This window comes from Pseudescherichia sp. AS216 (assembly GCF_037152055.1).
Lineage (GTDB): Bacteria > Pseudomonadota > Gammaproteobacteria > Enterobacterales > Enterobacteriaceae > Pseudescherichia.
Map to the genome: position 1 here is coordinate 678,701 of NZ_JBBCMV010000003.1, position 23,601 is coordinate 702,301.

Here is a 23,601-nt window from a genome sequence, read left to right on the forward strand (position 1 = left end):
AAGGCATTTAATGTTTATTTTAATAGGCTAGGCTACCTTTTTTTGTATGACAACAAGTGATTGAATAATGAACAAAAGTGAATTTTACGCGGAGTTGAACCGCGATTTTCAGGCATTGATGGCAGGTGAAACCAGTTTTTTAGCCACGCTCGCGAATACCAGCGCGCTGCTGTTTGAACGCCTTGAGGGCGTTAACTGGGCAGGTTTTTATCTGCTGGAGGGCGATACGCTGGTGCTGGGCCCGTTCCAGGGCAAGATTGCCTGCGTGCGCATTCCGGTAGGCCGCGGCGTTTGCGGTACGGCAGTGGCGCAAAACAGCGTCCAGCGCGTGGAAGACGTCCATGCGTTTGACGGGCATATCGCCTGCGATTCTGCCAGCAACGCGGAAATTGTTCTGCCGCTGGTGGTTCAGGATAAGATTATTGGCGTGCTTGACATCGACAGCACGGTATTTTCTCGCTTCACGGCCGAGGATGAGCAGGGGCTGCGCGAGCTGGTTTCGCACCTCGAACGCCTGTTGGAAGCGACCGATTATCAAAAATTCTTTGCGGGCGACGCAGTATAATCAACGGATAACGTAGCATTTACTGATGGGGTCATTATAATGACGCCTGTTCATGCCTGCGGCTTGTTGGCAACGTCCGTTGTAATCAGGAAATTTCATGGAAAATCAACCTAAGTTGAATAGCAGTAAAGAAGTTATCGCCTTTCTGGCCGAACGTTTTCCTCACTGTTTCAGTGCAGAAGGTGAAGCGCGCCCCCTGAAAATTGGTATTTTTCAGGATCTGGTAGAGCGCGTTGAAGGAGAGATGAGCCTCAGCAAAACTCAGCTTCGTTCTGCGCTGCGTCTTTACACCTCAAGCTGGCGCTACCTGTATGGGATCAAAGCAGGCGCGACGCGCGTCGATCTCGACGGCAATCCAAGCGGTGTACTGGACGAACAGCATGTTGAGCATGCGCGTAAGCAGCTGGAAGAGGCGAAAGCCCGTGTCCAGGCCCAGCGTGCTGAACAGCAGGCCAAAAAGCGCGAAGCCGCTGCTGCTGCCGGTGAGCAGGAAGATGCGCCACGCCGCGAGCGTAAACCGCGTCCTGCACCGCGCCGTAAAGAGGGCAATGAGCAGCGTAAACCACGCGCCGACAAACCTGCCGCGAAACCTCAGCGCGCACCGCGTGAAGAGCCACAGCATACGCCAGTATCCGATATTACTGCGCTGAACGTGGGTCAGAACCTCAAGGTGAAAGCGGGCAACAACGCAATGGACGCCACTGTACTGGAGATCACCAAAGACGGTGTTCGTGTACAGCTGACCTCAGGCATGTCGATGATTGTACGCGCAGAACACCTGTTGTTCTGAAACGGAGGCCAGGCCCGGCATGAACACTTTGTTTAAGCGCACCGCGTTGGCTGGCCTGTTCCTGATTGCAGGACAGGCTTTTGCCGTTGAAGATATTACGCGTGCCGATCAGATTCCGGTATTAAAGGAAGAGACCCAGCATGCAACGGTCAGTGAGCGCGTGACATCGCGCTTCACCCGTTCCCATTACCGTCAATTCGATCTCGATGAGGCATTCTCGGGCAAGATTTTCGATCGCTATTTAAACTTGCTGGACTACAGCCATAACGTGCTGCTGGCAAGCGACGTTGAGAAGTTCATGCCGAAGCGGAGCGTGCTCGGCGAGGAGCTGCGTACCGGCAAACTCGACGTGTTTTATGCGCTCTATAACCTGGCGCAGAAGCGCCGGTTTGAACGCTATCAATATGCGCTGAAGGTGCTTGAACGGCCGATGGATTTCACCGGCAACGACACCTTCAACGTAGATCGCAGCAAAGCGCCGTGGCCGAAAGACGACGCGGAGATGAACGCCCAGTGGGATGCCAAGGTGAAGTTCGATGAGCTGAGCCTGAAGCTGACCGGTAAGGACGAGAAAGAGATCCGCGAGACGCTGACCCGTCGCTATAAGTTCGCGATTCGCCGTCTGGCGCAAACCAACAGTGAAGATGTCTTCTCTCTGGCGATGACCGCCTTTGCCCACGAGATCGACCCGCACACTAACTATCTGTCGCCGCGTAATACCGAGCAGTTCAATACCGAAATGAGCCTCTCTCTTGAAGGGATCGGGGCGGTGCTGCAGATGGACGACGACTACACCGTGATTAACTCCATGGTAGCAGGCGGTCCGGCAGCGAAGAGCAAAGCCATCACCGTTGGCGATCGTATCGTTGGCGTCGGCCAGCCGGGCCAGAACATGGTGGACGTGATTGGCTGGCGTCTTGATGACGTGGTTGCCCTGATCAAAGGTCCGAAGGGAAGCAAGGTACGCCTTGAGATCCTGCCTGCCGGTAAAGGGACCAAGACCCGTATCGTCACCCTGACCCGGGAGCGTATCCGCCTTGAAGATCGCGCCGTGAAGATGTCGGTGAAAACCGTCGGCAAAGAGAAGGTGGGCGTGCTGGATATTCCTGGTTTCTACGTTGGCCTGACCGATGACGTCAAGGTGCAGCTGCAGAAGCTGGAGAAACAGAACGTCAGCAGCGTGATCATCGATCTGCGCACCAACGGCGGCGGGGCGCTGACCGAAGCGGTTTCACTCTCCGGCCTGTTTATTCCGTCTGGTCCAGTGGTGCAGGTGCGAGATAACAACGGCAAAGTGCGAGAAGACAGCGATACCGACGGCGTCGTCTACTACAAAGGCCCGCTGGTGGTGCTGGTTGACCGCTTTAGCGCCTCGGCGTCAGAGATCTTTGCTGCCGCGATGCAGGACTATGGCCGGGCGCTGATCGTTGGTGAGCCGACCTTCGGTAAAGGCACGGTGCAGCAGTATCGCTCTCTTAACCGCATCTACGATCAGATGCTGCGTCCGGAGTGGCCGGCGCTGGGTTCGGTGCAGTACACCATTCAGAAATTCTACCGCGTTAACGGCGGCAGCACGCAGCGTAAGGGCGTGACGCCGGATATCATCATGCCGACCGGCAATGAAGAGACCGAAACCGGTGAGAAGTTTGAAGATAACGCGCTGCCGTGGGATAGCATCAACGCTGCGACCTTTGTGAAATCTGGCGATTTGACGCCGCTTGGGCCGCAGCTGCTCAAGGAGCATGACGATCGTATTGCCAAAGATCCGGAGTTCCAGTACATCCTGAAGGACATTGCTCGCTTCAATGCCCTGAAAGATAAGCGGAATCAGATATCTCTCAACCTTGCCCAGCGTGAGAAAGAGAACGCGGAAGATGACGCGATTCGCCTGGCCCGCCTCAACGACCGCTTTAAGCGTGAAGGCAAGCCGGTGCTGAAGAAGCTGGACGATCTGCCGAAGGATTATCAGGAGCCGGATCCCTACCTTGATGAGACGGTGCATATCGCCCTCGACCTGGCACATATCGAGAAAGATAGCCCGCCAGCGCAGCCCGCTAAAGCACAGTAAACCGCAACAGGCACAAGAAATTGTGCCTGTTTTTTTTAACAAGCGTATCGCGGCGTAAGGCTGCCGCGTCTAAATGTAAAGTTGTGTCTTTCTGGTAACTTACGCGCGGGTTATGCTTGAAAATAGCCAATATACCCATACGATGTGGGTAGTCGCATAGTGCGTTTTGTTAAGTTGAGGTTAAAAGAAAATTATGATGCGGATCGCGCTCTTCCTGTTAACGAACCTGGCGGTGATGCTGGTCTTCGGGCTGGTGCTGAGCCTGACGGGTATTCAGTCGAGTAGCGTTCAGGGCTTGTTGATCATGGCGCTGCTGTTTGGTTTTGGCGGCTCGTTCGTTTCGCTATTAATGTCGAAATGGATGGCCCTGAAGTCGGTCGGAGGAGAAGTCATTGAGCAGCCGCGCAACGATATGGAGCGCTGGCTGATGAACACCGTGGCGCAGCAGTCGCAGCAGGCAGGCATCGCGATGCCGCAGGTTGCCATCTATCACGCCCCGGACATTAACGCCTTCGCCACCGGCGCGCGCCGTGATGCGTCGCTGGTTGCGGTAAGCACCGGCCTGCTACAGAACATGAGCCGTGATGAGGCCGAAGCGGTTATCGCTCACGAGATCAGCCACATCGCCAACGGTGACATGGTGACCATGACCCTGATCCAGGGCGTGGTGAACACCTTTGTTATCTTTATCTCGCGTATCCTGGCGCAGATCGCCGCAGGCTTTATGGGTGGCAACCGCGACGAAGGCGAAGAGAGCAACGGCAATCCGCTGATCTACTTTGCAGTGTCGATGGTGCTGGAGCTGGTGTTTGGTATTCTGGCGAGCATTATCACCATGTGGTTCTCACGTCACCGTGAATTCCATGCCGATGCCGGATCGGCGAAGCTGGTAGGCCGTGAGAAGATGATAGCTGCTCTGCAGCGTCTGAAAACCAGCTACGAGCCGCAGGAAGCCAGCACAATGATGGCCTTCTGCATCAACGGGAAATCCAAATCCCTGAGCGAGCTGTTTATGAGCCACCCGCCGTTGGATAAGCGTATTGAAGCCCTGCGCAGCGGCGAGTACTTGAAGTAACACAAGCCGTTGTAATAAAAAGCGCGTCTAAGGACGCGCTTTTTTTATGCCTGGGATTTCTGCGTCATCCGCAGGCTACTGAAAGCGGCGGCAACGGCGGCTAATACCGCAGCAAACAGCAGCGCAACGTGCGTGGCGTGATCGGTAAAAAGATTAAACATCAACGCGACCAGCGCGGCCCCGATGCTCTGCCCGAGCAGGCGCGCCGTGCCAAGCATACCGCTGGCTCCGCCGCTGCGCTGACGCGGCGCGGCTGTGATAATGGTGTGGTTATTGGGCGACTGGAATAGCCCAAAGCCCGCGCCGCAGAGCATCATCCGCCAGATGATATCCATATCCGACGGTGCCGTAGGGAGAAGCGCCAGTGCCAGCAGCCCCGCAGCCATGACCGCCAAACCCACCGCACCCAGCAGACCCGCGTGAACTCGTTCAATCAGATACCCCGCCAATGGGGCCATCACCATGGTTGCCAGCGGCCACGGGGTCAGCAGTAGCCCGGTCTCCACCTCACTGCGTCCAAGCACGCTCTGCATAAAGAAGGGCAGTGAGACCAGGGCGAGCATCTGGGCGCAGAATGAGCAGATTGAGGTGCAGATAGAGAGCGAAAAAAGCGGAATGCGCAGCAGATCTACCGGCAACAGCGGCACGGGAAGCCCAAGCTGGCGGCGAATAAAGAAATACCCGATGACCAGCATGACCGCTACTTCTCCAGCGATCAGCGTCAGAGACTGCCCCTGGGCAAAGCCCCCGAGAGCCAGGATCAACAGGCCAAAGGTGAGGGCGTTCATCACCGCACTGGGCAGATCGAAGCGCGTCGTGCTGCGGCGCGGCGGGTTGGCGGGCAGATAGCGCATCGCCAGCAGCAAAGAGACGATCCCCAGCGGCACGTTGATCAAAAATAGCCACTGCCACGAACCAACGGCGAGGATCGCTGCGGCAATGGTCGGGCCCGCCGCCGACGAGACCGCGACGACAAACGAGTTAATACCCATCCCCCGGCCCAGGCTGCGCTGAGGGTAAATGAGCCGAATCAGCGCCGTGTTAACGCTCATTAGCGCCGCGCCGCCGAAGCCCTGGGCGATACGAGCAAGGGTTAGCATGGTGAGCGAATCGGAGAGGGCACAGAGAAACGAGGTGACGGTAAAGAACGCCAGTCCGCACTGGTAAACCCGTCGGTAGCCAAACATATCCCCCAGAAATGCAAAGGAGAGCAGCGAGATCACGATAGCAATCTGGTAAGCGTTAACCACCCAGATCGAGCTTGCCGGGGAGACGTGCAGATCGCTGGCGATAGTCGGCAGCGCCACGTTAGTGATGACGCCGTCAAGCACCGCCATGGCAATACCGATGATGATGGTCAGTATCGCTCCGTAACGCTGCGGTATCGGCAGGCCTTCTGTAAAAGATTTATCCATAGAGTTTATATGATTAAGCTGAAATTATTATCGTGAGAACGATTTTACCCGCTGTGCGCTGTTTTTATATCGCAGATTTGTAACGAAGTTAACAAACTGCCATTGCGGGCGACCCGCGACGAAATTATAATAAAAACCTATTCTAAATTTTATAAAACACTCGCGATGAGGTGATTAATGGCAATCGCAGATTTGGACAAACAGCCAGATTCTGTCTCTTCAGTACTGAAGGTCTTTGGCATTCTGCAGGCGCTCGGGGAAGAGCGGGAAATTGGCATTACTGAACTGTCTCAGCGTGTGATGATGTCGAAAAGCACCGTTTACCGCTTTTTGCAGACGATGAAATCCCTTGGCTACGTGGCCCAGGAGGGGGAGTCAGAGAAGTACTCCCTGACGCTTAAGCTCTTTGAACTCGGCGCACGCGCGCTGCAAAACGTCGATTTAATTCGCAGCGCCGATATCCAGATGCGTGAGCTTTCGCGCCTGACCAAAGAGACGGTGCACCTTGGCGCGCTGGATGAAGACAGCATTGTCTACATCCATAAAATTGACTCTATGTACAATCTGCGCATGTACTCCCGTATCGGCCGCCGCAACCCGCTCTATAGCACCGCCATCGGTAAAGTGCTGCTGGCCTGGCGCGATCGCGAGGAAGTGAAACAGATCCTTGAAGGCGTTGAGTATAAGCGCAGCACCGATCGCACTATTACCACTACCGACGATCTGCTACCCGTGCTTGATACCGTTCGCGAGCAGGGCTATGGCGAAGACAACGAAGAGCAGGAAGAGGGGCTGCGCTGCATTGGTGTGCCGGTCTTTGACCGCTTTGGCGTGGTCATCGCAGGCCTGAGTATCTCCTTCCCAACGCTGCGCTTCTCTGAAGAGCGTCTGCATGAATATGTTGAGATGCTGCATACCGCAGCGCGTAAAATCTCCGAGCAGATGGGCTATAACGACTATCCGTTCTGATACCAGACGCCGCGCCAGACGCGGCGTTTTCATCTCTGCTCCCTCTTTGCCGCGGTTTCCTGAATAGTCAAATAGCGCTACAGTTAGCTCCGGTTTAATATGCCAGTAGTAACCTGTTTGCATAAGACGTTGATTCGGAGAGAAGAGTGAGAAAGTTTCGGTGGCTGCTCGTGATTGCCATCCTGGTAATTTGCCTGATGCTCTGGACTCAGATGCTCAATGTGATGTGCGATCAGGACGTACAGTTTTTCAGCGGTATTTGCGTTATCAATAAATTTATCCCCTGGTAGCGGCATTTTTGCTTCGAATCATTCCCTTCCTTAATGTCAGTGGTAAGATAGCGCGTCAACATTGAGGTGGTGTAATGAACGAAGTACTGAATTCGGGCGCGTTCAATCTTGCGTCCCTGGTAATTTCTTTGGTGGTGTTGGTCGTTGGGCTAATACTGTGGTTCTTTGTAAACCGGGCCAGCTCCCGCGCTAATGAGCAGATTGAACTGCTTGAGGCGCTACTGGATCAACAAAAACGACAGAACGTGCTGCTGCGTCGCCTCTGCGAGGCCAGCGCGCCGGAAAAAGCCGAGCCGGAAGCAAAAACGGCGGCAACAGTGCAAACCGACGGCGACGATTTTATCCGTCTGGTGGCTGAACGCTAAATAAGCTGGAAAGGGTGGTGAGTGATGGCATGGAAAAATCCCTGGTATAATCCAGCCCTGACTCACCATACGCCCCAGGGGTTTCGTAATCTGACCCCCGGTGGGCATCAGCCCGGTGACGTTGAGCGCTGGCAAAAAGAGCGCCGCGCCGCCGGGCTGCCGCATCCTCCCGAGGGCGGCTACGACACTTTTCTTCAGCAGCGGTGGCAGCGTGCCGAAATAGGCGGCAGCGGGGACGGGGTCTGGTGGTTGGGCCATGCCAGCATGCTGCTCCGTCTGGACGGCTGTTATCTGCTGGCGGATCCGCTCTTCTTTAACCGTGCCTCCCCGGTACGCTTTACCGGGCCGCAGCGCAAAAGTCCCGCGCCGCTGAACGTTAACGATCTACCGGCGCTGGATGCCATCCTCATTTCGCATAACCATTACGATCATCTCGATACCCGCACCATCCGCGCCCTGTTAAAACGCTTTCCAGACGTCACGCTGTTTGTTCCCCTTGGGCTGGGCCGCTGGTGTCGCCGCCACGGCGTGCGCCACGTGGTCGAGCTTGACTGGTGGCAGAGCTTCACCTTCCAGGGAATGACCCTAAGCGCCGTACCCGCCCAGCACTGGAGCATGCGTACGCCGTGGGACAGAGATCGTTCACTCTGGTGCGGTTGGGTCGTGGAATCCCGGGCGCATCGCTTCTGGTTTGCCGGCGACACCGGCTACACGCCGGACCTGCTGGCGATCCCCGAGCGCCTGGGCAAACTCGATTCCGCTGCGTTGCCGGTCGGTGCCTATGCACCACGCTGGTTCATGTCCATGCATCATATGGATCCGCAGCATGCGGTGTCACTCTGGCAGCAGATCGGTGAGCCGCTGGCTTTTCCTATCCACTGGGGCGTCTTTGAGCTGGCGGATGAAGCGGTGGACGAGCCAGCCCGGGAGCTGGCCGCGGTATTAAACGAGACGGTGACCCAAACGGATAACTTTAGGATCCTGAAAATAGGTGAGTATTTATCTCTCGATGCCCAGACTATTAAACAGACAGCAGAGTAGCCTGGAGAGGTTATATAAACGATATTATTTTTAGCGAAACGTTTTTATTGCTTTGAATTGATGCAGTGTCATTAAACTTTCATTATTTTGGTGCAGGGGGTGCACTAATTGAGCAACAATTATTCGGTGGTCAACTTATCCATTTCTGATTGCCGGGCAAAAACGTTTTCACTCACCCGTTTTCATGATTTTTCAGTAGGCTATTGCACAAAAATTGCTAACGACATGCTCTATTTAGCCATTGTAAAGCTCAGGCTGGACGATACGACATCGCTGTGTCAGCTTAGCTGCACATCTGTTGTTCTGCTTGCCGCTGAATTTGTGCGACAGATCCAGACATCATTAAAAATGGCTTGCCATAATTAACGTTGTATGTGATAACACGGTGTAGGTTAAACGAGGTACAGTTCTGTTTATGTGTGGCATTATCAGTAAAGAAGTTCTGAGTAAACACGTTGTCGTTGAATACTGCTTCTCTGCCGAACCTTATTTAGTGCCTCATGCAGTAATGTCTCAGTTTCATCTCGGTCAATGCCTGCGGGCTAAGAAAACACTCTAAGGAATTTTGCAAATGGCAAAGATTAAAGGTCAAGTTAAGTGGTTCAACGAGTCTAAAGGCTTTGGTTTCATTACTCCTGCTGACGGCAGCAAAGACGTGTTCGTACACTTCTCTGCAATCCAGGGTAACGGCTTCAAGACTCTGGCTGAAGGCCAGAACGTTGAGTTCGAAATTCAGGACGGCCAGAAAGGCCCAGCAGCGGTTAACGTTACTGCTATCTGATTTTCCTCCACTGCTTGAGCGCGATTAGCGCATCAATGTCAGCGTAAAAGCCTCGCCGCGTGCGGGGCTTTTTAATGCTTGTTTTTCAAAATGTTACTGTAAGCCTCTCCATTCTTCTTTTGTTGCAAAGCCATACCGTTATTAGCACACTTTTTTCCCTTTCTCTTGTTGTTTCCTGTCAAATCAGCGGGTTAATCCGTTTCAGGAGCCAAGGTGAAAAACAAATCTCTTTCCAGCAACTATACCCCTCTGCGTTTTGCCTTGCTCTGCGTGGCCATTATCTGTGCGCTGGGCCTGCTGCTGGGGCGAACGGCCTGGCTCCAGGTCGTCTCGCCGGAAAAGTTGGTCAAAGAGGAGGATATGCGCTCGATTCGGGAAGAGAAGATTGTGCCGCCTCGGGGGATGATCGTCGATCGCAATGGGCTGCCGCTGGCGGTGAGTGTGCCGGTGAGTGCGATCTGGGCCGATCCTAAAGCCATCAACAGCAGCGGTGGGGTGAGAGTGAACCCGCGCTGGCAGGCGCTGGCCAGCGCCCTGAATATGCCGCTGAACGAGATAGCCGAACGCGTCCGACGTAACACGACATCCCGTTTTATCTACCTTGCCCGCCAGCTCGACCCGCAGCAGGCAAAATGGATCGATAACCTTAATTTGCCGGGCATCAATTTGCAGGAGGAGTCGCGCCGCTTTTACCCCAGCGGACACGTTGCGGCTAACCTGATTGGCTTCACCAACGTGGACGGGCAGGGGATCGAGGGCATTGAGAAGAGTTTCAATGCCCAGCTAACCGGCAAGCCCGGTCTGCGTCGGGTGCGCAAAGATCGCCACGGACACGTTATCGAAAATATGACCGAAACGCCTGCCGTCCCGGCGCAAACGCTGATGTTGAGTATCGATAAGCGCCTGCAAACCCTGACCGAAGACGCGCTGGATAACGCCGTCAGCTGGAATAAAGCCGAATCCGGCGCGGCGGTGCTGGTGCGTATCCAGACCGGCGAAATCATGGCGATGGCCAGCTACCCTGATTTCAACCCCAACAACCGCAGCGGCGCGACCCTCGATGATTTCCGCAACCGTGCCATCAGCGATACGTTTGAACCTGGCTCAACGGTGAAGCCGATGGTGCTGATGGCCGCGCTGAAAGAGGGGATCGTTCAGCCTGACAGCGTGGTGGACACCCACCCCTATACCCTCGACGGCCACCGCATTCGCGACGTAGGATACTATCCAGAGCTCACCCTCACCGGCATCCTGCAAAAATCGAGCGATACCGGCGTGTCACATCTGTCGCTGGCGATGCCGATCCAGCGCCTGCTGGATACCTATAAAGCCTTTGGCTTTGGTACATCAACGGGTCTGGGGCTGACCGGGGAGAGCAGCGGCGTCTTGCCGGTGCGCAAATACTGGGGCCAGCTCGATCGCGCCACCTTCTCGTTTGGCTATGGCTTAATGGTCACCCCGCTACAGCTGGCCCACGTCTATGCCACCATCGGCAGCTATGGCCTGGCGCGTCCGCTCTCTATTACCCGCGTCGATCCGCCGATCGTTGGAACCCAGGTGATGCCACAGGAAATAGTGCATGAGGTCGAACACATGATGGAGAGCGTGGCCCTGCCGGGCGGAGGTGGGATCAAAGCTGCCGTACGCGACTACCGCGTGGCGGTGAAAACCGGCACCGCCAAAAAGATCGACGAGAACGGTAAATACGTCAATAAGTACGTGGCCTATACCGCTGGCGTTGCCCCGGCCAGCGCGCCAAAATATGCTCTCGCGGTGGTGATTAACGATCCAAAGAACGGTGCGTACTATGGTGGGGCGGTATCGGCACCGGTATTTAGCGAAATTATGGGTAACGTACTGCGGGCAGAAAACGTCACGCCTGACGGTATGGCTCCCGACTCAAGTCATTTAGTGGTGCTGAATTCCCATAGCGGCGCGGATCCGCTGCGTTAAGACATTTCCCGCAGAGGCAATTGGCGTTACACTTTCGCCCTTTCTCTTTGCCCGGAGTTGTTATGTCCTTCACCTGTCCGCTATGCCACGCGCCGCTGCTGCGTACCGATAAAACCTATGTCTGCCCGCAGCGGCACCAGTTTGATATAGCGAAAGAGGGATACGTCAACCTGCTGCCGGTGCAGCACAAGCGTTCGCGCGATCCGGGCGATAGTGCGGAGATGATGCAGGCCCGGCGCGCTTTTCTTGACGCCGGGCACTACCTGCCGCTGCGTCAGACGCTAAGCGATCTGCTGGATGTGCGCCTGCCGGAAAAAGCCGAGGCGCTGCTGGATATCGGCTGTGGAGAGGGGTACTACACCCATGCCTTCGCCGATATCGCCCGCCAGCACGGGGCCCAGACCTTTGGTCTTGACGTCTCCCGGGCGGCGGTTCGCGCGGCGGCGAAGCGCTATTCGCAGGCGATGTTCTGCGTGGCCTCCAGCCACCGTCTGCCGTTTGAGGCGCAGACGCTGGACGCCGTGGTGCGCATCTATGCGCCCTGTAAAGCTGAAGAGCTGGCGCGGGTCGTGAAGCCGGAAGGGTGGGTAATTACCGCCGCGCCGGGGCCACGGCATCTGGTAGAGCTAAAGGGGCTGATCTATGACGAGGTGCAGCTGCATGCTCCACAGAGCGAACAGCTGGCTGGGTTTACGCTGCGGGAGCAGCAATCGTTAGGCTACGGAATGATGCTAAGCGGCACCGAAGCTGTGGCGCTGTTGCAGATGACGCCTTTTGCCTGGCGGGCAAAACCGCAGGTTTGGCAGGCGTTGCAGGAGATGGCCCAGTTCAGCTGCGAGGCGGATTTCAGCATTCAGTGCTGGCAGCGCGACGCTTAAGGGGCAAAGTGGCTCCAGAGGATCTGGATGCCGATGCCGATCAGCACCACGCCACCGAGGATCTCGGCCCGTTTGCCCAGCAGCGGGCCGATGAACTTGCCGATCATCATACCGAGGGTAGACATGATCAGGGTGGCACAGCCGATGGCGAGCGCGGTGGTCACAATATTGACCTGCAAAAAGGCCAGACCGACGCCGACGGCCATGGCGTCCAGGCTAGTGGCGATGGCGGTCGTAACCAGCAGCCAGAAGCTGTGGCGGCGCAGCGGAGTAGGATCTTCATCAGGCTGGCAGCGGAAGCCCTCCAGCACCATTCGGCCACCTAAAAAAACCAGCAGCAAGAAGGCAATCCAGTGGTTCCACTCCAACACAAACTGGCTGGCAAGCATGCCTAAGCCCCAACCCAGCAGCGGGGTCAGTGTCTCAATGAAGCCGAAGATCAGGCCGGTGCGCAGGGCGTCAGAAAATTTGGGTTTGTGCAGCGTTGCACCTTTACCAATAGAGGCGGCAAAGGCATCCATCGACATGCCAAAAGCGAGCAGTAGGGTAGCGGATAGGTTCATACAAGCGTCCTGACCGGGAGATCCATATGACACATCACTGCCCCCAGTAATCAGCAGTTGATGCGTCTATGGTCTCGCCTGACCGAAACGCCTCAGCTATTCGATCCGTACGTGCCACGTTTTGCAACGAGTATGTTGACACGCACATTTCCGGGAACAGGAAATTGGCTACTCCCCAACGACGGGCGCAACCTTAACATATTTTGATAAACTAAAACAATAACCGAAGTTCATTATTTCACTGTGCTAGTGATAACGATTTTCATTTGACCGCAAGAGTAAAAATAACGTTAAAAAAGAGGGTGAATTGCGCGGGTAATAATATAGCCACGGCTATGTTTCAGGAGGTCTGTATATCATAAACATAGACGTGGCTATATTTTAAATTATTGAGTTTTAACCATAATCTTGTAGATTTTTTCCAGATCGTCGATATTTCGTACACGAATCAGCAGGCGGCGCTGCTCTAATTGCACCACCAGCACGCCATCTTCTGATAGCTGCATCGCTTTAATACGCCCATATTCAATCCAGATATTCGCGAAGAAAAAGCCGTTTTCTTTGAAGATGATTTTTGGGGCGCGGATCCAGAAGAGATATATAACCACCAGCGCTAGCATAGATAATAGCCACGTGGTTAAAATAGCACCATGATGCGTGACGTTATTATAGATAACAATAGCCAGCAGGCCGGTGAAGATCACGCTATCGGCGCGGCTGCGGCGCAGCAGGGGAGCGGTGAGCAGCGTTGCGCCGTGGCGGCGCGGCATAATAAACTCGTCATAGATAGCGTAAGCCAACAGCCCAGCCACGCACAGCACCAGCACGTAGTCCGTTAACGACATTCATCCTCCAGAAATAAAAACCGGGGGCAGTGCCCCCGGCGTGATATCTACCGCTTACAGGCCGAGCAGGCCAACGGCGTAGCCCGCAATACCGATGACGAAGAAGCCAACGATAATCCACAGCGGGTTCACTTTCCTACGCAGCAGCCACATGCAGGCGAAGGTCAACAGCAGCGGCACCAGGCCCGGCATCAGCTGGTCCAGGATAGTCTGCACGGTGGTAACGTTCGTCTTCCCGGTCTGGTCGGTGATCTCCGATACCACCAGCGGGATATTAACATGCGTCCACTTGTTTACCAGCGCCCCCATGACAAACAGGCCGAGGATTGACGCCCCCTCGGTCAGCTTCTGCAGGAAGCCGCCGCCCATATCTTTAACGATGTCTACCCCTTTACGGTAGCCGTAGGCAACCCCGTAGTAGCGGGTTGCCAGACGTACCACGTTAAAGAGGATAAAGAACAGCAGCGGGCCGAGCAGGCTGCCGCTCATGGCGATCCCCGCCCCGAGCGCGGCAAACACCGGACGCACCGTACCCCAGAAGATCGGGTCGCCGACGCCTGCCAGCGGCCCCATCAGGCCAACTTTGATGCCGTTGATGGCCCCATCGTCAATCTCTGCCCCGTTGGCACGCTGCTCCTCCATCGCCAGGGTAACGCCGAGCACCGGCGCGGCAACGTAGGGGTGGGTGTTAAAGAACTCCAGATGGCGTTTGATCGCCTGACGGCGTGCCTCGTTATTCTCCGGATAGAGGCGTTTGATAGCCGGTACCATAGAGAAGCAGAAGCCCAGCGCCTGCATACGCTCGAAGTTCCATGACCCCTGGAAGAGGTTAGAGCGGAGGAACACGCCGCGGATATCGCCAGGCGTGAGTTTTTTCTCGGACGTCGTTTTTGTCATATCAACCATGTCGCTCACCTGTTAATCCAGTTCGTTATCGAGATCGTTAGCACCGGCAGCCTGAACAGGCGCGCCCGCCGAGCGGTTATATTTCGGGCTAAGCTGAATGTAGAGAATGGCCATCACGGCACCGATTACCCCCAATGCCACCAGGTTAAAGTTGGTGAAGGCGGCGGTAACGAAGCCCAGATAGAAGAACGGCATCAGGTAGCCAGCGCGCATCATGTTGATGACCATCGCATAACCCACTACCACGATCATCCCACCGGCAATGTTCAGGCCGCTGGTCACCACTTCCGGAATGGCGTTGAGCATGCTCTGTACTTCACTGGTACCCACGGAGTAGGCCACGATCACCGCCGGGATAGCGATACGCATTGCCTGCAGGAACAGGGAAGAGACGTGGATCCAGGAGAGCGCCGTCAGGTTGCCGTTTTCGGCCGCCTTATCCGCTGCGTGCTGGAAAGCCACGGTAATGGTACGAACGATAATGGTCAGCACCTGGCCTGCCGCTGCCAGCGGAATAGCCAGCGCGATACCGGCCCCAATGCTCTGACCACCGGCGATAACCAGCACGGTTGAGATGATGGATGCCAGCGCGGCATCTGGTGCGACCGCCGCACCGATGTTCATCCAGCCGAGGGCGATCATCTCCAGGGTACCGCCGATGATAATGCCTTTTTGCATATCACCCAGCACGATACCGATTAACGTACAGGCCACCAGCGGACGGTGAAACTGAAATTCATCCAGCACCGACTCCATACCGGCAATACAGGCCACGACAAACACCAGCACAATCTGAAGAGTGGTAATCTCCATTGTACTTCTCCTATAACAATACAGAATAAAGTGTAAAAACAGCGTCGCTCAGCGGATGCTGGTTACTTCGCCACTTTGCTGATTAAATCCATCATTTTCAGGCGTTGATCGCTGGACACTTTCCGCACCTCCAGTTCAATGCCCTGGGCGTTGAGCTTTTTAAACGCGGCGATATCCTGCTCATCCACCGACACGGCATTATTCACCTGGGTTTTACCCTGGCGGAAGGCCATGCCGCCAATGTTGACAGAGGTAATCTTTACCCCCTCATCAACGAGGCGTACCACGTCGGTAGGATTGGTAAACAGCAGCATTACGCGCTCACCAGCATATTTCGGGTTATTGTAAACGCGGACCATCTTGGCGACATCCACCACGTGCGCGGTAACGCCGGGCGGTGCCACTTGGGTGAGCAGCGTCTTGCGTACAGTGTCGGCGGCGACTTCGTCACTGACGACAATAATACGTTGCACGTTGGTCTCTTTGGTCCAGCGCGTGGCCACCTGACCATGAATCAGACGATCGTCGATTCGCGCCAGGCCAATGGTCATATAGTCCGCTGGCCCCATCGGTTTTTGCGGCACGGCGGCGCGGGGAGCGGCGGCAGGGGCGGGAGCAGCAGGCTGCGCCTTCTCCACCGGCTGCGCCTTCAGCGCCTTCACGCCTTCGCGGCCTGCCTCAACGGCGACGGCCACCAGATCGTCAAACGTCGGGTTGTCATCGCGGCCCATCAAGGTCTCAACCAGCATAGGAATATTGACCCCGGCCACGACCTCATAGTGCTCTTTATCGACGACAATACGGCTGGCAGCGTTAAACGGGCTGCCGCCCCATGTATCGACGAGAAACAGCACGCCCTGACCGGTGTCGAGCTTCGCCAGCTGCGCGGTGTATTTTTCGATCAGCGTTTCGGCGTTTTCACCTGGTACGAAATCGATCCAGCCTACGTTCTCTTGTTCGCCCAATAGCATTTCAGCTGTTTTAAGCAGCTGCTCTGCAGCCCAGCCATGTGTGCCTATCACAATAGCAATGGTCACTTGCTACCTCCTTTATTATCGTGAACACATCCGTAGCAGATGCATTGTGAATCGTTACGTCATAGCGAATCGATTCAGAGAGGGATGACATAGAAAATTCAGTCTTCGCGAATTATTTTAGATAGTGAAAAAATAATTTATGTGATTCAGATCCGTAATTTAGCTTTAATGAGAAAAGAAATTTTGTTGCGCAAAATATCTCCGAAAATGCAAATTCTGGTAAATCTTTGCAAAATCTTAATTCCCTCTGTTATGTTTACTTTCTGTTTATAATCACTGGAGTAGAGGGCAGCTGCCCACCGTATGGACCGTCACCGACGTCAGTTTACCTTCAGGCCGCGTAGCGCCTGTGTTAACCCCCTTTCTGTTGTCATCACGCCTGCATGTTGTAAGGCCCCCTTGTTTTGTCACTCCCTTAGCAGGAGCCTGTCATGGAATTCTTAATGGACCCCTCCATCTGGGTGGGATTGTTGACGCTTGTCGTACTTGAAATCGTTCTCGGTATCGATAACCTGGTGTTTATCGCCATTCTGGCTGACAAACTGCCGCCGAAGCAGCGAGACAAGGCCCGACTGATTGGCCTCTCCCTTGCGCTGGTGATGCGCCTGGCGCTGCTCTCCGTTATCTCGTGGATGGTGACGCTGACCCAGCCGCTCTTTTCGGTAATGGATTTCACCTTCTCTGGCCGCGATCTCATCATGCTGCTCGGGGGGATATTCTTACTCTTTAAAGCGACAACAGAATTACATGAGCGCCTGGAGAACCGCGAGCACGATAGTGGCCAGGGGAAAGGGTACGCCAGCTTCTGGGTGGTGGTGGTACAGATCGTTATCCTCGATGCGGTCTTCTCTCTTGATGCGGTGATCACTGCGGTAGGGATGGTGAACCATCTGCCGGTAATGATGGCGGCAGTGGTGATCGCCATGGCGGTGATGCTGCTGGCCTCGAAGCCGCTGACGCGCTTTGTTAACCAACACCCTACGGTGGTGGTGCTCTGCCTGAGCTTCCTGCTGATGATCGGTCTGAGCCTGGTGGCGGAAGGCTTTGGCTTCCACATTCCAAAAGGCTACCTCTACGCGGCAATTGGCTTCTCGATCATCATTGAGTTCTTTAACCAGGTGGCGCGTCGCAACTTTATTCGCCATCAGTCCACGCTGCCGCTGCGGGCGCGTACCGCCGATGCGATCCTCCGTCTGATGGGCGGCCGCCGTCAGGCTGCTGTTCAGCACGAGCCGGACAGCCAGTCACCGGTTTCGGTGCCGGAAGGGGCGTTTGCGGATGAAGAGCGCTACATGATCAACGGCGTGCTGACCCTGGCGTCACGCTCTCTGCGTAGCATCATGACGCCGCGAGGCGAGATCAGCTGGGTTGATGCCAACCTTGACGTGGACGCCATTCGCCAGCAGCTGCTCTCCTCACCGCACAGCCTCTTCCCGGTGTGTCGGGGCGAGCTGGATGAGGTCATCGGCATTGTGCGTGCGAAGGAGCTGCTGGTGGCGCTGGAAGAGGACGTTGACGTGGCGGCTATCGCCTCGGCGTCACCGGCCATCGTAGTACCGGAAACGCTGGATCCCATCAAGCTGCTGGCGGTTCTCCGCCGCGCGCGGGGGAGCTTCGTGATGGTAACCAACGAGTTTGGCGTGGTGCAGGGGCTGGTGACTCCGCTTGACGTGCTGGAAGCCATTGCCGGTGAGTTCCCGGACGCCGATGAGACGCCAGAAATTGTCACCGACGGCGACGGCTGGCTGGTAAAAGGCGCTACCGATCTTCACGCGCTGCAGCATGCGCTACAGATGGACAACCTGGTGAACGATGAAGAGGATATCGCCACCGTTGCAGGGTTGGTCATTGCGATCAATGGTCAAATTCCCAAGCCGGGCGAGGTGCTGCAGCTTGCGCCATTAACCATTACTGTCGTTGAGGCGAACGACTATCGGGTCGATCTGGTACGCGTTGTTAAAGAGCAGCCGGTACAGGACGACGAAGAGGAGTAGCCTCGCTCAGCGTAGCGGCGTCATGGGCATCACATGCCCACTATAAGTGGCTGGGGGCGGCGTACTGCCTGCCAGCCACGTAGGGAAATCTTTTAGCGGCATAGGCTTCGCGTAGAGAAATCCCTGAAAAATCGTTACCCCGCGCTGGCGCAAACGCTGCGCCTGCAGCGGGGTTTCCACTCCCTCCGCAATCAGCTCAATTTTAAGCCGCCTACCCAGCGCGATAATAATATCTGTCACCGTCGAGTTCACCGCATCGGTGCCCACCGCCGAGGTATAGGACTTATCGATCTTCAGCACGTCCGGACGCAGCTTCTCCAGCCATGAGAGTGAAGTGTTGCCGGTACCAAAGTCATCAATCGCCAGCTTTACCCCGCGTCGGTGCAGGGCCCGCACGAGCCGGTAATCGATGTCGGTGATCGCTTCCCGCTCGGTCAGCTCAATGGTGAGCTGCTGAACCGGATGAGCATGGAACCAGAGGCGGTTAAGATCCTTCAGCAGCGCACCGTCACGGAAATGGCTGGCGGAGACGTTGATCCCGATATGGAACTGGCTGCTGGCCGGGAACAGGCCTATCTGGCGGTGGGTCTCTGCCAGCACGTAGCGCGTCAGAGGAGCAATCAGGTTCTGCTCCTCGGCAATGGGGATAAAGATATCCGGCGAGATCCAACCCTGCCGCGGGTTATTCCAACGCAGCAGGATCTCCACCCCCTCACACTGATGGGTACGGGCGTTCAGCAGCGGCTGGCAGAAAAGCTCAAACTCATGCGCCGCCATACCGAGATTGATCTCCCATGAGAAGCTCATCCGGTTAGCGGTGACAATCCAGGCGATATAGCCCATCAGCAGGCTGATGATCACTGCCAGCGGCAGTTGAGAAGGGAGGTGACGCAGCGCCAGCTCGCCTGCGCCTGGGCCCCGCACGCTAATGGTAAAGGGGAACTGGTCCGAGCTCTGCTGAAACCGCGTCTCGCTGACCAGCGGTGGCAGGCTATCCACGACCCCGGCACCGTAGATCAAATGCCGATTACCTACCGTTACGCTCGCCCCGGTAATCAGCGGTTTCTGCGGCTCCAGCATCATGCGGGTGAGCAGATCGATATTGATCACCTCCATTACCCCATCCTGTCCATTCTGGGTCAGGGGAAACCACTGGATCAGTATCGGGCTGCCGTGCAGCAGAGAGTTATCGGTAGTGAGCAAGAGCAGTGGCTGAGCGGTAGGGAGTGCGGGTTGAAGCTGGTGAAGGGGGACGTTGCGATAACCGAAAATGCTGGAGCAGTAGAGGATGCCGTTTTTGATGAGGCCGATAGAGCGTACGGTTTGCATCGTAGCGGCCTGCTTTCGTAGCGCCAGGTGCGCTTCGTCGCAGGGCTGGCCCACCAGCGGCAGAAGCACCCCCCGGCCCTGGGCAAGTGGGATAAGGATCCGATCCAGCGATGAGACCGCGTGATTGGTAAAAGAGAGGATCCGCTGCTGATTAGCGTTGCGCTCGGAAATGTAGCGCGAGCCAAGCGTCAGCAAGAGCGTGAAGATCGCGACAATCACGCAGACGATGGCGCGTTTTCGACGGTAGCTTCTTATAATTTGCTGTGCTGTTTGCATGTCCCGACGGTTCCCAGGAGGGCCGTTGGCGAAAAAGCAAACGGCAACACAGCAAGTGTAGTGGGGAAAAATTAATCGGCATCAAAAAGGGAAATAATTAGCCCTTTCGGGTGAAAGGGCTGGGTAACGTATTAGTCGCACTGCACCTTGATCGCCAGCCCGCCGCGAGAGGTTTCGCGGTACTTCGCGTTCATGTCTTTGCCGGTTTCATACATGGTTTCGATCACCTTATCCAGCGACACGCGCGGGGCGCTGGTACGACGCATCGCCATGCGGGAGGCGTTGATGGCCTTCACCGAGGCAATAGCATTACGCTCAATGCACGGCACCTGTACCTGGCCGGCGACCGGATCGCAGGTCAGTCCCAGGTTATGCTCCATGCCGATCTCTGCCGCCACGCAGACCTGCTCCGGGCTGGCACCCATCAGCTCCGCAAGGCCCGCTGCCGCCATAGAGCAGGCAACGCCAACTTCACCCTGACAGCCCACCTCTGCGCCAGAGATTGAGGCGTTCATCTTGTAAAGCGTACCGATTGCGCCTGCGGCCAGGAAGTAACGGGTGTAGATATCCGGGGTAACCGGCTCGATAAAGTGGTCATAGTAGGCCAGCACCGCGGGCACGATCCCGCATGCGCCGTTGGTTGGGGCGGTAACGACTCGGCCACCGGCAGCGTTCTCTTCGTTCACTGCCAGGGCGAACATATTGACCCAGTCAACTACTACCATCGGATCGCTGGAGTGCTTGTCACTGGCGACCAGCAGGCGGCGCAGAGCTGAGGCACGGCGCGGTACCCGCAGCGGACCCGGCAGCACGCCTTCGGTGTTCATGCCGCGATCGATACAGGCCTGCATGGTCTGCCAGACGTGCGCGAAATAGTCGGCAATCTCTTCTTTGCTGTGCAGGGCCAGCTCGTTCTGCATCACCATGCCGGAGAGGGACAGGCCGGTCTCTTTGCACCAGTTCAGTATCGCCTGGGCAGAGTTATACGGGTAGGGCACGCTGACGGCCTGAGCGCTCTCTTTACCGAAGTGCTCTTCATCAACGATAAACCCGCCGCCGATGGAGTAGTAGGTTTTGCTGTAGATCTCTTTCTCGCCCTGATATGCATGGATGCACATGCCGTTCTCATGCAGCGGCAGGTTGTCGCTCTGGAAACGCATCCCGTTATCAGCAGGGAAGTCCACCTCATGACGTCCATGGGCCAGCAGCAGGCGGCCACGGGTCTCTACGTCGCGGATGAACGCCGGAATCGCATCGATATCGACGGTCGCTGGCTCGTTACCGGCGAGGCCCATGATAATGGCGATATCGGTATGGTGACCGCGGCCGGTCAGCGACAGCGAACCATAAACATCCACCGCCACGCGGGTGACGCTCTCCAGCAAACCCTTTTCGACCAGATCATCGACGAACTGTTTCCCGGCCTTCATTGGCCCAACAGTATGAGAAGAGGAAGGACCAATTCCCACTTTAAACATGTCGAATATACTAATCACGCTAACACTCCTGACAGGGTTGCCGGACCCTCCGGCAACGATGTAATAATTGGGCATAGTGTAAGAGGGAACCGGGGGAACGGTTTAACTATTCACATGAATTAAACTAATAGCCAACCTCTATTTTACTAATGCTGAGAGGCAAGTCACGCCCGGTGAAAAACGGGCGCTGTGTAAAGTATAGTCAGGGTTTGAGGCCGATTTGTAATGCCAGCTCACGAATAATGCCCGCCGTCATGCCCCAGACAAAGTAATGCTGATACCAGGAGAGCCACACCCGGTGCGCATTGCCGCGTCGGTGAATATCCAGCGGGTGATAACGACCCAGGCGCAGTGCTTCGGCCAGCGGCATCTCAAATACCGCTGCCACCTCATCCTCGCTGGCGTGATAGTGCAGATCCGGCGGGATAATGCCCACCACCGGGGTAACCTGAAAGCCGGTCACGCTGTCTACCGGCGGCAGAACGCCAATCACCTCAACCGACTCGGGCGGAATGGCGACCTCCTCCTCGGCCTCGCGCAGGGCGGCGGCAATAATAGACGCATCGCTGCTGTCTACGGCGCCACCGGGGAAGGCCACCTGGCCCGCGTGCTTACGTAGGCGCGCCGAGCGCTGGGTCAGCAGCAGCCCGGGCTGCTCGCGGCGCACCACGGGGATCAGCACCGCCGCCTGGCGATTGTTCAGGCTCGCACCGCTGGCCTGCGGGCGTAAAAGTTGGAAGCGTGATAAAAAATCGTCCAGGGTCAGGTTTGTGCTCTCCACCCGTTATCTCTCCAGCTGTTGCAGAATACGATTAACTTTATCAAAGGTTTCCTGATATTCCGCCTCTTGCTGACTATCGGCAACGATGCCGCCCCCGGCGGAGCAGTAAAGCTGACCGTTGCAGGCGCTCAGGGTGCGGATAGTGATGCTGGTGTCCATAGTGCCGCAGAAGCTGATATAGCCAATGCTGCCGCACCAGGCGCTACGCCGCTGCGGCTCCAGCTCGTCAATGATCTGCATCGCCCGCACCTTCGGCGCACCGGTGATTGAGCCGCCGGGAAAGGCAGCCCGCAGCAGATCGCAGGCGTGCTGCGAGGCGGGCAGGCGAGCGGTAACGGTGCTGACCAGATGGTGCACCGCAGGAAAGGGCTCCACCACAAACAGCTCCGGGACACGCACCGATCCGGGCACCGCAACGCGGCCAATGTCGTTGCGCATCAGGTCAACGATCATCAGGTTTTCAGCGCGATCCTTCGGCGAGGCCGCCAGCTTTTCCGCCTGCTGGCGATCGGCCAGCGGATCCGCCAGCCGGGGCAAGGTTCCTTTGATAGGCCGGGTCTGAATGCGATCCCGTTCCAGATGGATAAACCGCTCCGGCGACAGGCTCAGGATCGCCCCTTCCTCAAGACGCACGAAGGCGCTGAACGGCGCGCGGTTGCTGGCGTTGAGGCGGGTGAACGCCTGCCACTCATCGCCTTTATAGGTAGCCTGAAAGCGCTGGGCCAGATTGACCTGATAGCAGTCGCCGCTCTGCAAATAAGCCTGCACCCGGGCAAATTTATCGGCATACTGCGCTGGCGTCATATTGGCGTGCCAGCGGGAGGTGAGGCAAAAATCCTCGCTAACGGGGGGCTGCTGCACCTCCAGCCAGGCAAGACGGGCATTGACGTCGCCGTGGCTCAGCAGCGAAACACGTTTCTTATGGTGGTCGACAATCATCGCCCAGTCATAGAGCCCCACCGCCATATCCGGCAGGGCGATGTCGGCCTTCGCCTGCGTGGGCAGGTTTTCAAAGCGTCGACCCAAATCGTAACCAAATAGTCCCAGTGCACCGCCCTGGAAAGGAAGATCGGGATTGACCTCGGCAGGCAGCGCCAGCGACGTCAGCGCCTGCTGAAGCAGCGCCAGCGGATCGGCCGTGGAAACCTCCGTGCCGTCCAGCGTCATGCGCGTGCGCTCACCGGTGGTCACCAGCGTGCCACGCGGATCGGCGACCAGGATATCGAAGCGGCTGTAGGCGTGATCGGCATGGCCGGAGTGCAGCAGCATCGCCCACGGCAGGTGGCTGAGACGCGCAAACCAGAACTCGGCGGCGTCGTGACGCCACGGTAGGGTGATAACGGTAGGGGGAAGCGTGTTCATCTATGGCAAACAACCAGGCAGCGTGAA

Annotated in this window: 24 protein-coding genes, 1 pseudogene and 1 riboswitch; of the genes and pseudogenes, 15 read left to right on the top strand and 10 right to left on the bottom strand. The window is 56.4% G+C overall.

Going from position 1 to position 23,601, the window contains the following annotated elements:
* Window positions 1-67: 67 nt before the first annotated feature.
* The 4 genes from WFN61_RS12505 to htpX all read left to right on the top strand — a co-directional run bounded on the left by WFN61_RS12505 (window position 68) and on the right by htpX (window position 4,498).
* Entirely contained in the window at window positions 68-565 is a 498-nt protein-coding gene (locus WFN61_RS12505) for a GAF domain-containing protein (RefSeq protein ID WP_144818649.1), read from the top strand.
* A gap of 97 nt (window positions 566-662) precedes the next feature.
* A complete protein-coding gene (gene proQ, locus WFN61_RS12510; RefSeq protein WP_042391318.1) occupies window positions 663-1,355 on the top strand; it encodes an RNA chaperone ProQ in 693 nt (230 codons plus the stop codon).
* 19 nt (window positions 1,356-1,374) lie between these two features.
* Window positions 1,375-3,423, top strand: coding sequence for a carboxy terminal-processing peptidase (prc, locus tag WFN61_RS12515; protein WP_144818651.1), 2,049 nt, complete (start codon window positions 1,375-1,377; stop codon window positions 3,421-3,423).
* 193 nt (window positions 3,424-3,616) lie between these two features.
* Window positions 3,617-4,498 carry a protease HtpX gene (gene htpX, locus WFN61_RS12520; protein ID WP_042391315.1) on the top strand — a complete coding sequence of 294 codons (882 nt, stop codon included), beginning with the start codon at window positions 3,617-3,619 and terminating at the stop codon, window positions 4,496-4,498.
* Window positions 4,499-4,542: 44 nt separating this feature from the next.
* On the opposite strand, the gene WFN61_RS12525 is transcribed toward htpX, so the two are convergent.
* Entirely contained in the window at window positions 4,543-5,913 is a 1,371-nt protein-coding gene (locus WFN61_RS12525; RefSeq protein WP_144818653.1) for an MFS transporter, read from the bottom strand.
* Window positions 5,914-6,090: 177 nt separating this feature from the next.
* On the opposite strand from WFN61_RS12525, the gene kdgR reads away from it, so the two are divergent.
* From kdgR to rlmA, 9 genes and pseudogenes are all read left to right on the top strand, one after another.
* Window positions 6,091-6,882: a DNA-binding transcriptional regulator KdgR gene (gene kdgR / locus WFN61_RS12530; RefSeq protein WP_042391313.1), complete on the top strand. Its 792-nt coding sequence runs from the start codon at window positions 6,091-6,093 to the stop codon at window positions 6,880-6,882.
* Between the two features lie 146 nt (window positions 6,883-7,028).
* Window positions 7,029-7,172: a PhoP/PhoQ regulator MgrB gene (mgrB, locus tag WFN61_RS12535; protein WP_042391312.1), complete on the top strand. Its 144-nt coding sequence runs from the start codon at window positions 7,029-7,031 to the stop codon at window positions 7,170-7,172.
* Window positions 7,173-7,246: 74 nt separating this feature from the next.
* Window positions 7,247-7,537 (top strand): YebO family protein, encoded by a 291-nt coding sequence (locus WFN61_RS12540; protein ID WP_144818655.1) that lies wholly within the window; start codon window positions 7,247-7,249, stop codon window positions 7,535-7,537.
* Window positions 7,538-7,561: 24 nt separating this feature from the next.
* A complete protein-coding gene (locus tag WFN61_RS12545; RefSeq protein WP_312274423.1) occupies window positions 7,562-8,578 on the top strand; it encodes an MBL fold metallo-hydrolase in 1,017 nt (338 codons plus the stop codon).
* Window positions 8,579-8,686: 108 nt separating this feature from the next.
* Window positions 8,687-8,944 (top strand): hypothetical protein, encoded by a 258-nt coding sequence (locus WFN61_RS12550; protein ID WP_337038729.1) that lies wholly within the window; start codon window positions 8,687-8,689, stop codon window positions 8,942-8,944.
* A gap of 49 nt (window positions 8,945-8,993) precedes the next feature.
* Window positions 8,994-9,137: pseudogene (locus WFN61_RS20970) on the top strand (DUF2627 domain-containing protein).
* 12 nt (window positions 9,138-9,149) lie between these two features.
* On the top strand, window positions 9,150-9,359 hold the full coding sequence (gene cspE / locus WFN61_RS12560; RefSeq protein WP_001062678.1) for a transcription antiterminator/RNA stability regulator CspE: 210 nt from the start codon (window positions 9,150-9,152) through the stop codon (window positions 9,357-9,359).
* A 213-nt stretch (window positions 9,360-9,572) separates the two neighbouring features.
* Window positions 9,573-11,312: a peptidoglycan glycosyltransferase FtsI gene (ftsI, locus tag WFN61_RS12565; protein WP_312235295.1), complete on the top strand. Its 1,740-nt coding sequence runs from the start codon at window positions 9,573-9,575 to the stop codon at window positions 11,310-11,312.
* Between the two features lie 62 nt (window positions 11,313-11,374).
* A complete protein-coding gene (gene rlmA / locus WFN61_RS12570) occupies window positions 11,375-12,190 on the top strand; it encodes a 23S rRNA (guanine(745)-N(1))-methyltransferase (RefSeq protein WP_337038730.1) in 816 nt (271 codons plus the stop codon).
* Here rlmA and mntP read toward each other — a convergent pair.
* From mntP to manX, 5 genes are all read right to left on the bottom strand, one after another.
* The gene (gene mntP / locus WFN61_RS12575) at window positions 12,187-12,753 is read right to left on the bottom strand and encodes a manganese efflux pump MntP (protein ID WP_222888117.1); all 567 of its coding nucleotides are present in this window, start codon (window positions 12,751-12,753) and stop codon (window positions 12,187-12,189) included. The two genes, rlmA and mntP, sit on opposite strands and share 4 nt — an antisense overlap.
* 2 nt (window positions 12,754-12,755) lie before the next feature.
* Window positions 12,756-12,942: riboswitch (yybP-ykoY riboswitch) on the bottom strand.
* Window positions 12,943-13,139: 197 nt separating this feature from the next.
* Entirely contained in the window at window positions 13,140-13,598 is a 459-nt protein-coding gene (locus WFN61_RS12580) for a DUF986 family protein (RefSeq protein ID WP_144818667.1), read from the bottom strand.
* A 54-nt stretch (window positions 13,599-13,652) separates the two neighbouring features.
* A complete protein-coding gene (locus WFN61_RS12585) occupies window positions 13,653-14,504 on the bottom strand; it encodes a PTS mannose transporter subunit IID (RefSeq protein WP_144818669.1) in 852 nt (283 codons plus the stop codon).
* A 12-nt stretch (window positions 14,505-14,516) separates the two neighbouring features.
* The gene (locus WFN61_RS12590) at window positions 14,517-15,317 is read right to left on the bottom strand and encodes a PTS mannose/fructose/sorbose transporter subunit IIC (protein WP_042391300.1); all 801 of its coding nucleotides are present in this window, start codon (window positions 15,315-15,317) and stop codon (window positions 14,517-14,519) included.
* Between the two features lie 62 nt (window positions 15,318-15,379).
* Entirely contained in the window at window positions 15,380-16,354 is a 975-nt protein-coding gene (manX, locus tag WFN61_RS12595) for a PTS mannose transporter subunit IIAB (protein WP_144818671.1), read from the bottom strand.
* A gap of 303 nt (window positions 16,355-16,657) precedes the next feature.
* On the opposite strand from manX, the gene WFN61_RS20975 reads away from it, so the two are divergent.
* Together WFN61_RS20975 and yoaE are read left to right on the top strand one after the other, a co-directional pair.
* Window positions 16,658-16,798: a protein YoaL gene (locus WFN61_RS20975; protein ID WP_374544025.1), complete on the top strand. Its 141-nt coding sequence runs from the start codon at window positions 16,658-16,660 to the stop codon at window positions 16,796-16,798.
* Complete coding sequence (gene yoaE, locus WFN61_RS12600) at window positions 16,786-18,348, top strand: CNNM family cation transport protein YoaE (RefSeq protein ID WP_312235297.1); 1,563 nt, start codon at window positions 16,786-16,788, stop codon at window positions 18,346-18,348. Before WFN61_RS20975 ends, yoaE begins: the two co-directional genes overlap by 13 nt.
* A gap of 6 nt (window positions 18,349-18,354) precedes the next feature.
* Here yoaE and WFN61_RS12605 read toward each other — a convergent pair whose 3' ends face one another.
* From WFN61_RS12605 to pabB, 4 genes are all read right to left on the bottom strand, one after another.
* Window positions 18,355-19,953, bottom strand: a complete 1,599-nt coding sequence (locus WFN61_RS12605; protein ID WP_144818675.1) for an EAL domain-containing protein — start codon at window positions 19,951-19,953, stop codon at window positions 18,355-18,357.
* 131 nt (window positions 19,954-20,084) lie between these two features.
* Window positions 20,085-21,449, bottom strand: coding sequence for an L-serine ammonia-lyase (gene sdaA, locus WFN61_RS12610; RefSeq protein ID WP_257757903.1), 1,365 nt, complete (start codon window positions 21,447-21,449; stop codon window positions 20,085-20,087).
* A 184-nt stretch (window positions 21,450-21,633) separates the two neighbouring features.
* Window positions 21,634-22,212 (bottom strand): CoA pyrophosphatase, encoded by a 579-nt coding sequence (locus tag WFN61_RS12615; RefSeq protein ID WP_144818679.1) that lies wholly within the window; start codon window positions 22,210-22,212, stop codon window positions 21,634-21,636.
* A 3-nt stretch (window positions 22,213-22,215) separates the two neighbouring features.
* Entirely contained in the window at window positions 22,216-23,574 is a 1,359-nt protein-coding gene (gene pabB / locus WFN61_RS12620) for an aminodeoxychorismate synthase component 1 (protein WP_337038731.1), read from the bottom strand.
* Window positions 23,575-23,601 lie beyond the last annotated feature (27 nt).

What these genes read in the sequence shown, in the direction of transcription:
- cspE (WP_001062678.1), top strand. Translation starts at nt 9,150, where the DNA reads ATGGCAAAGATTAAAGGTCAAGTTAAGTGGTTCAACGAGTCTAAAGGC.
- WFN61_RS12580 (WP_144818667.1), bottom strand. Translation starts at nt 13,598, where the DNA reads ATGTCGTTAACGGACTACGTGCTGGTGCTGTGCGTGGCTGGGCTGTTG.
- yoaE (WP_312235297.1), top strand. Translation starts at nt 16,786, where the DNA reads ATGGAATTCTTAATGGACCCCTCCATCTGGGTGGGATTGTTGACGCTT.
- htpX (WP_042391315.1), top strand. Translation starts at nt 3,617, where the DNA reads ATGATGCGGATCGCGCTCTTCCTGTTAACGAACCTGGCGGTGATGCTG.
- proQ (WP_042391318.1), top strand. Translation starts at nt 663, where the DNA reads ATGGAAAATCAACCTAAGTTGAATAGCAGTAAAGAAGTTATCGCCTTT.
- pabB (WP_337038731.1), bottom strand. Translation starts at nt 23,574, where the DNA reads ATGAACACGCTTCCCCCTACCGTTATCACCCTACCGTGGCGTCACGAC.
- kdgR (WP_042391313.1), top strand. Translation starts at nt 6,091, where the DNA reads ATGGCAATCGCAGATTTGGACAAACAGCCAGATTCTGTCTCTTCAGTA.
- WFN61_RS12590 (WP_042391300.1), bottom strand. Translation starts at nt 15,317, where the DNA reads ATGGAGATTACCACTCTTCAGATTGTGCTGGTGTTTGTCGTGGCCTGT.
- WFN61_RS12505 (WP_144818649.1), top strand. Translation starts at nt 68, where the DNA reads ATGAACAAAAGTGAATTTTACGCGGAGTTGAACCGCGATTTTCAGGCA.
- rlmA (WP_337038730.1), top strand. Translation starts at nt 11,375, where the DNA reads ATGTCCTTCACCTGTCCGCTATGCCACGCGCCGCTGCTGCGTACCGAT.
- mntP (WP_222888117.1), bottom strand. Translation starts at nt 12,753, where the DNA reads ATGAACCTATCCGCTACCCTACTGCTCGCTTTTGGCATGTCGATGGAT.
- WFN61_RS12525 (WP_144818653.1), bottom strand. Translation starts at nt 5,913, where the DNA reads ATGGATAAATCTTTTACAGAAGGCCTGCCGATACCGCAGCGTTACGGA.
- WFN61_RS12540 (WP_144818655.1), top strand. Translation starts at nt 7,247, where the DNA reads ATGAACGAAGTACTGAATTCGGGCGCGTTCAATCTTGCGTCCCTGGTA.
- WFN61_RS12605 (WP_144818675.1), bottom strand. Translation starts at nt 19,953, where the DNA reads ATGCAAACAGCACAGCAAATTATAAGAAGCTACCGTCGAAAACGCGCC.
- WFN61_RS20975 (WP_374544025.1), top strand. Translation starts at nt 16,658, where the DNA reads ATGGACCGTCACCGACGTCAGTTTACCTTCAGGCCGCGTAGCGCCTGT.
- WFN61_RS12585 (WP_144818669.1), bottom strand. Translation starts at nt 14,504, where the DNA reads ATGGTTGATATGACAAAAACGACGTCCGAGAAAAAACTCACGCCTGGC.
- prc (WP_144818651.1), top strand. Translation starts at nt 1,375, where the DNA reads ATGAACACTTTGTTTAAGCGCACCGCGTTGGCTGGCCTGTTCCTGATT.
- WFN61_RS12545 (WP_312274423.1), top strand. Translation starts at nt 7,562, where the DNA reads ATGGCATGGAAAAATCCCTGGTATAATCCAGCCCTGACTCACCATACG.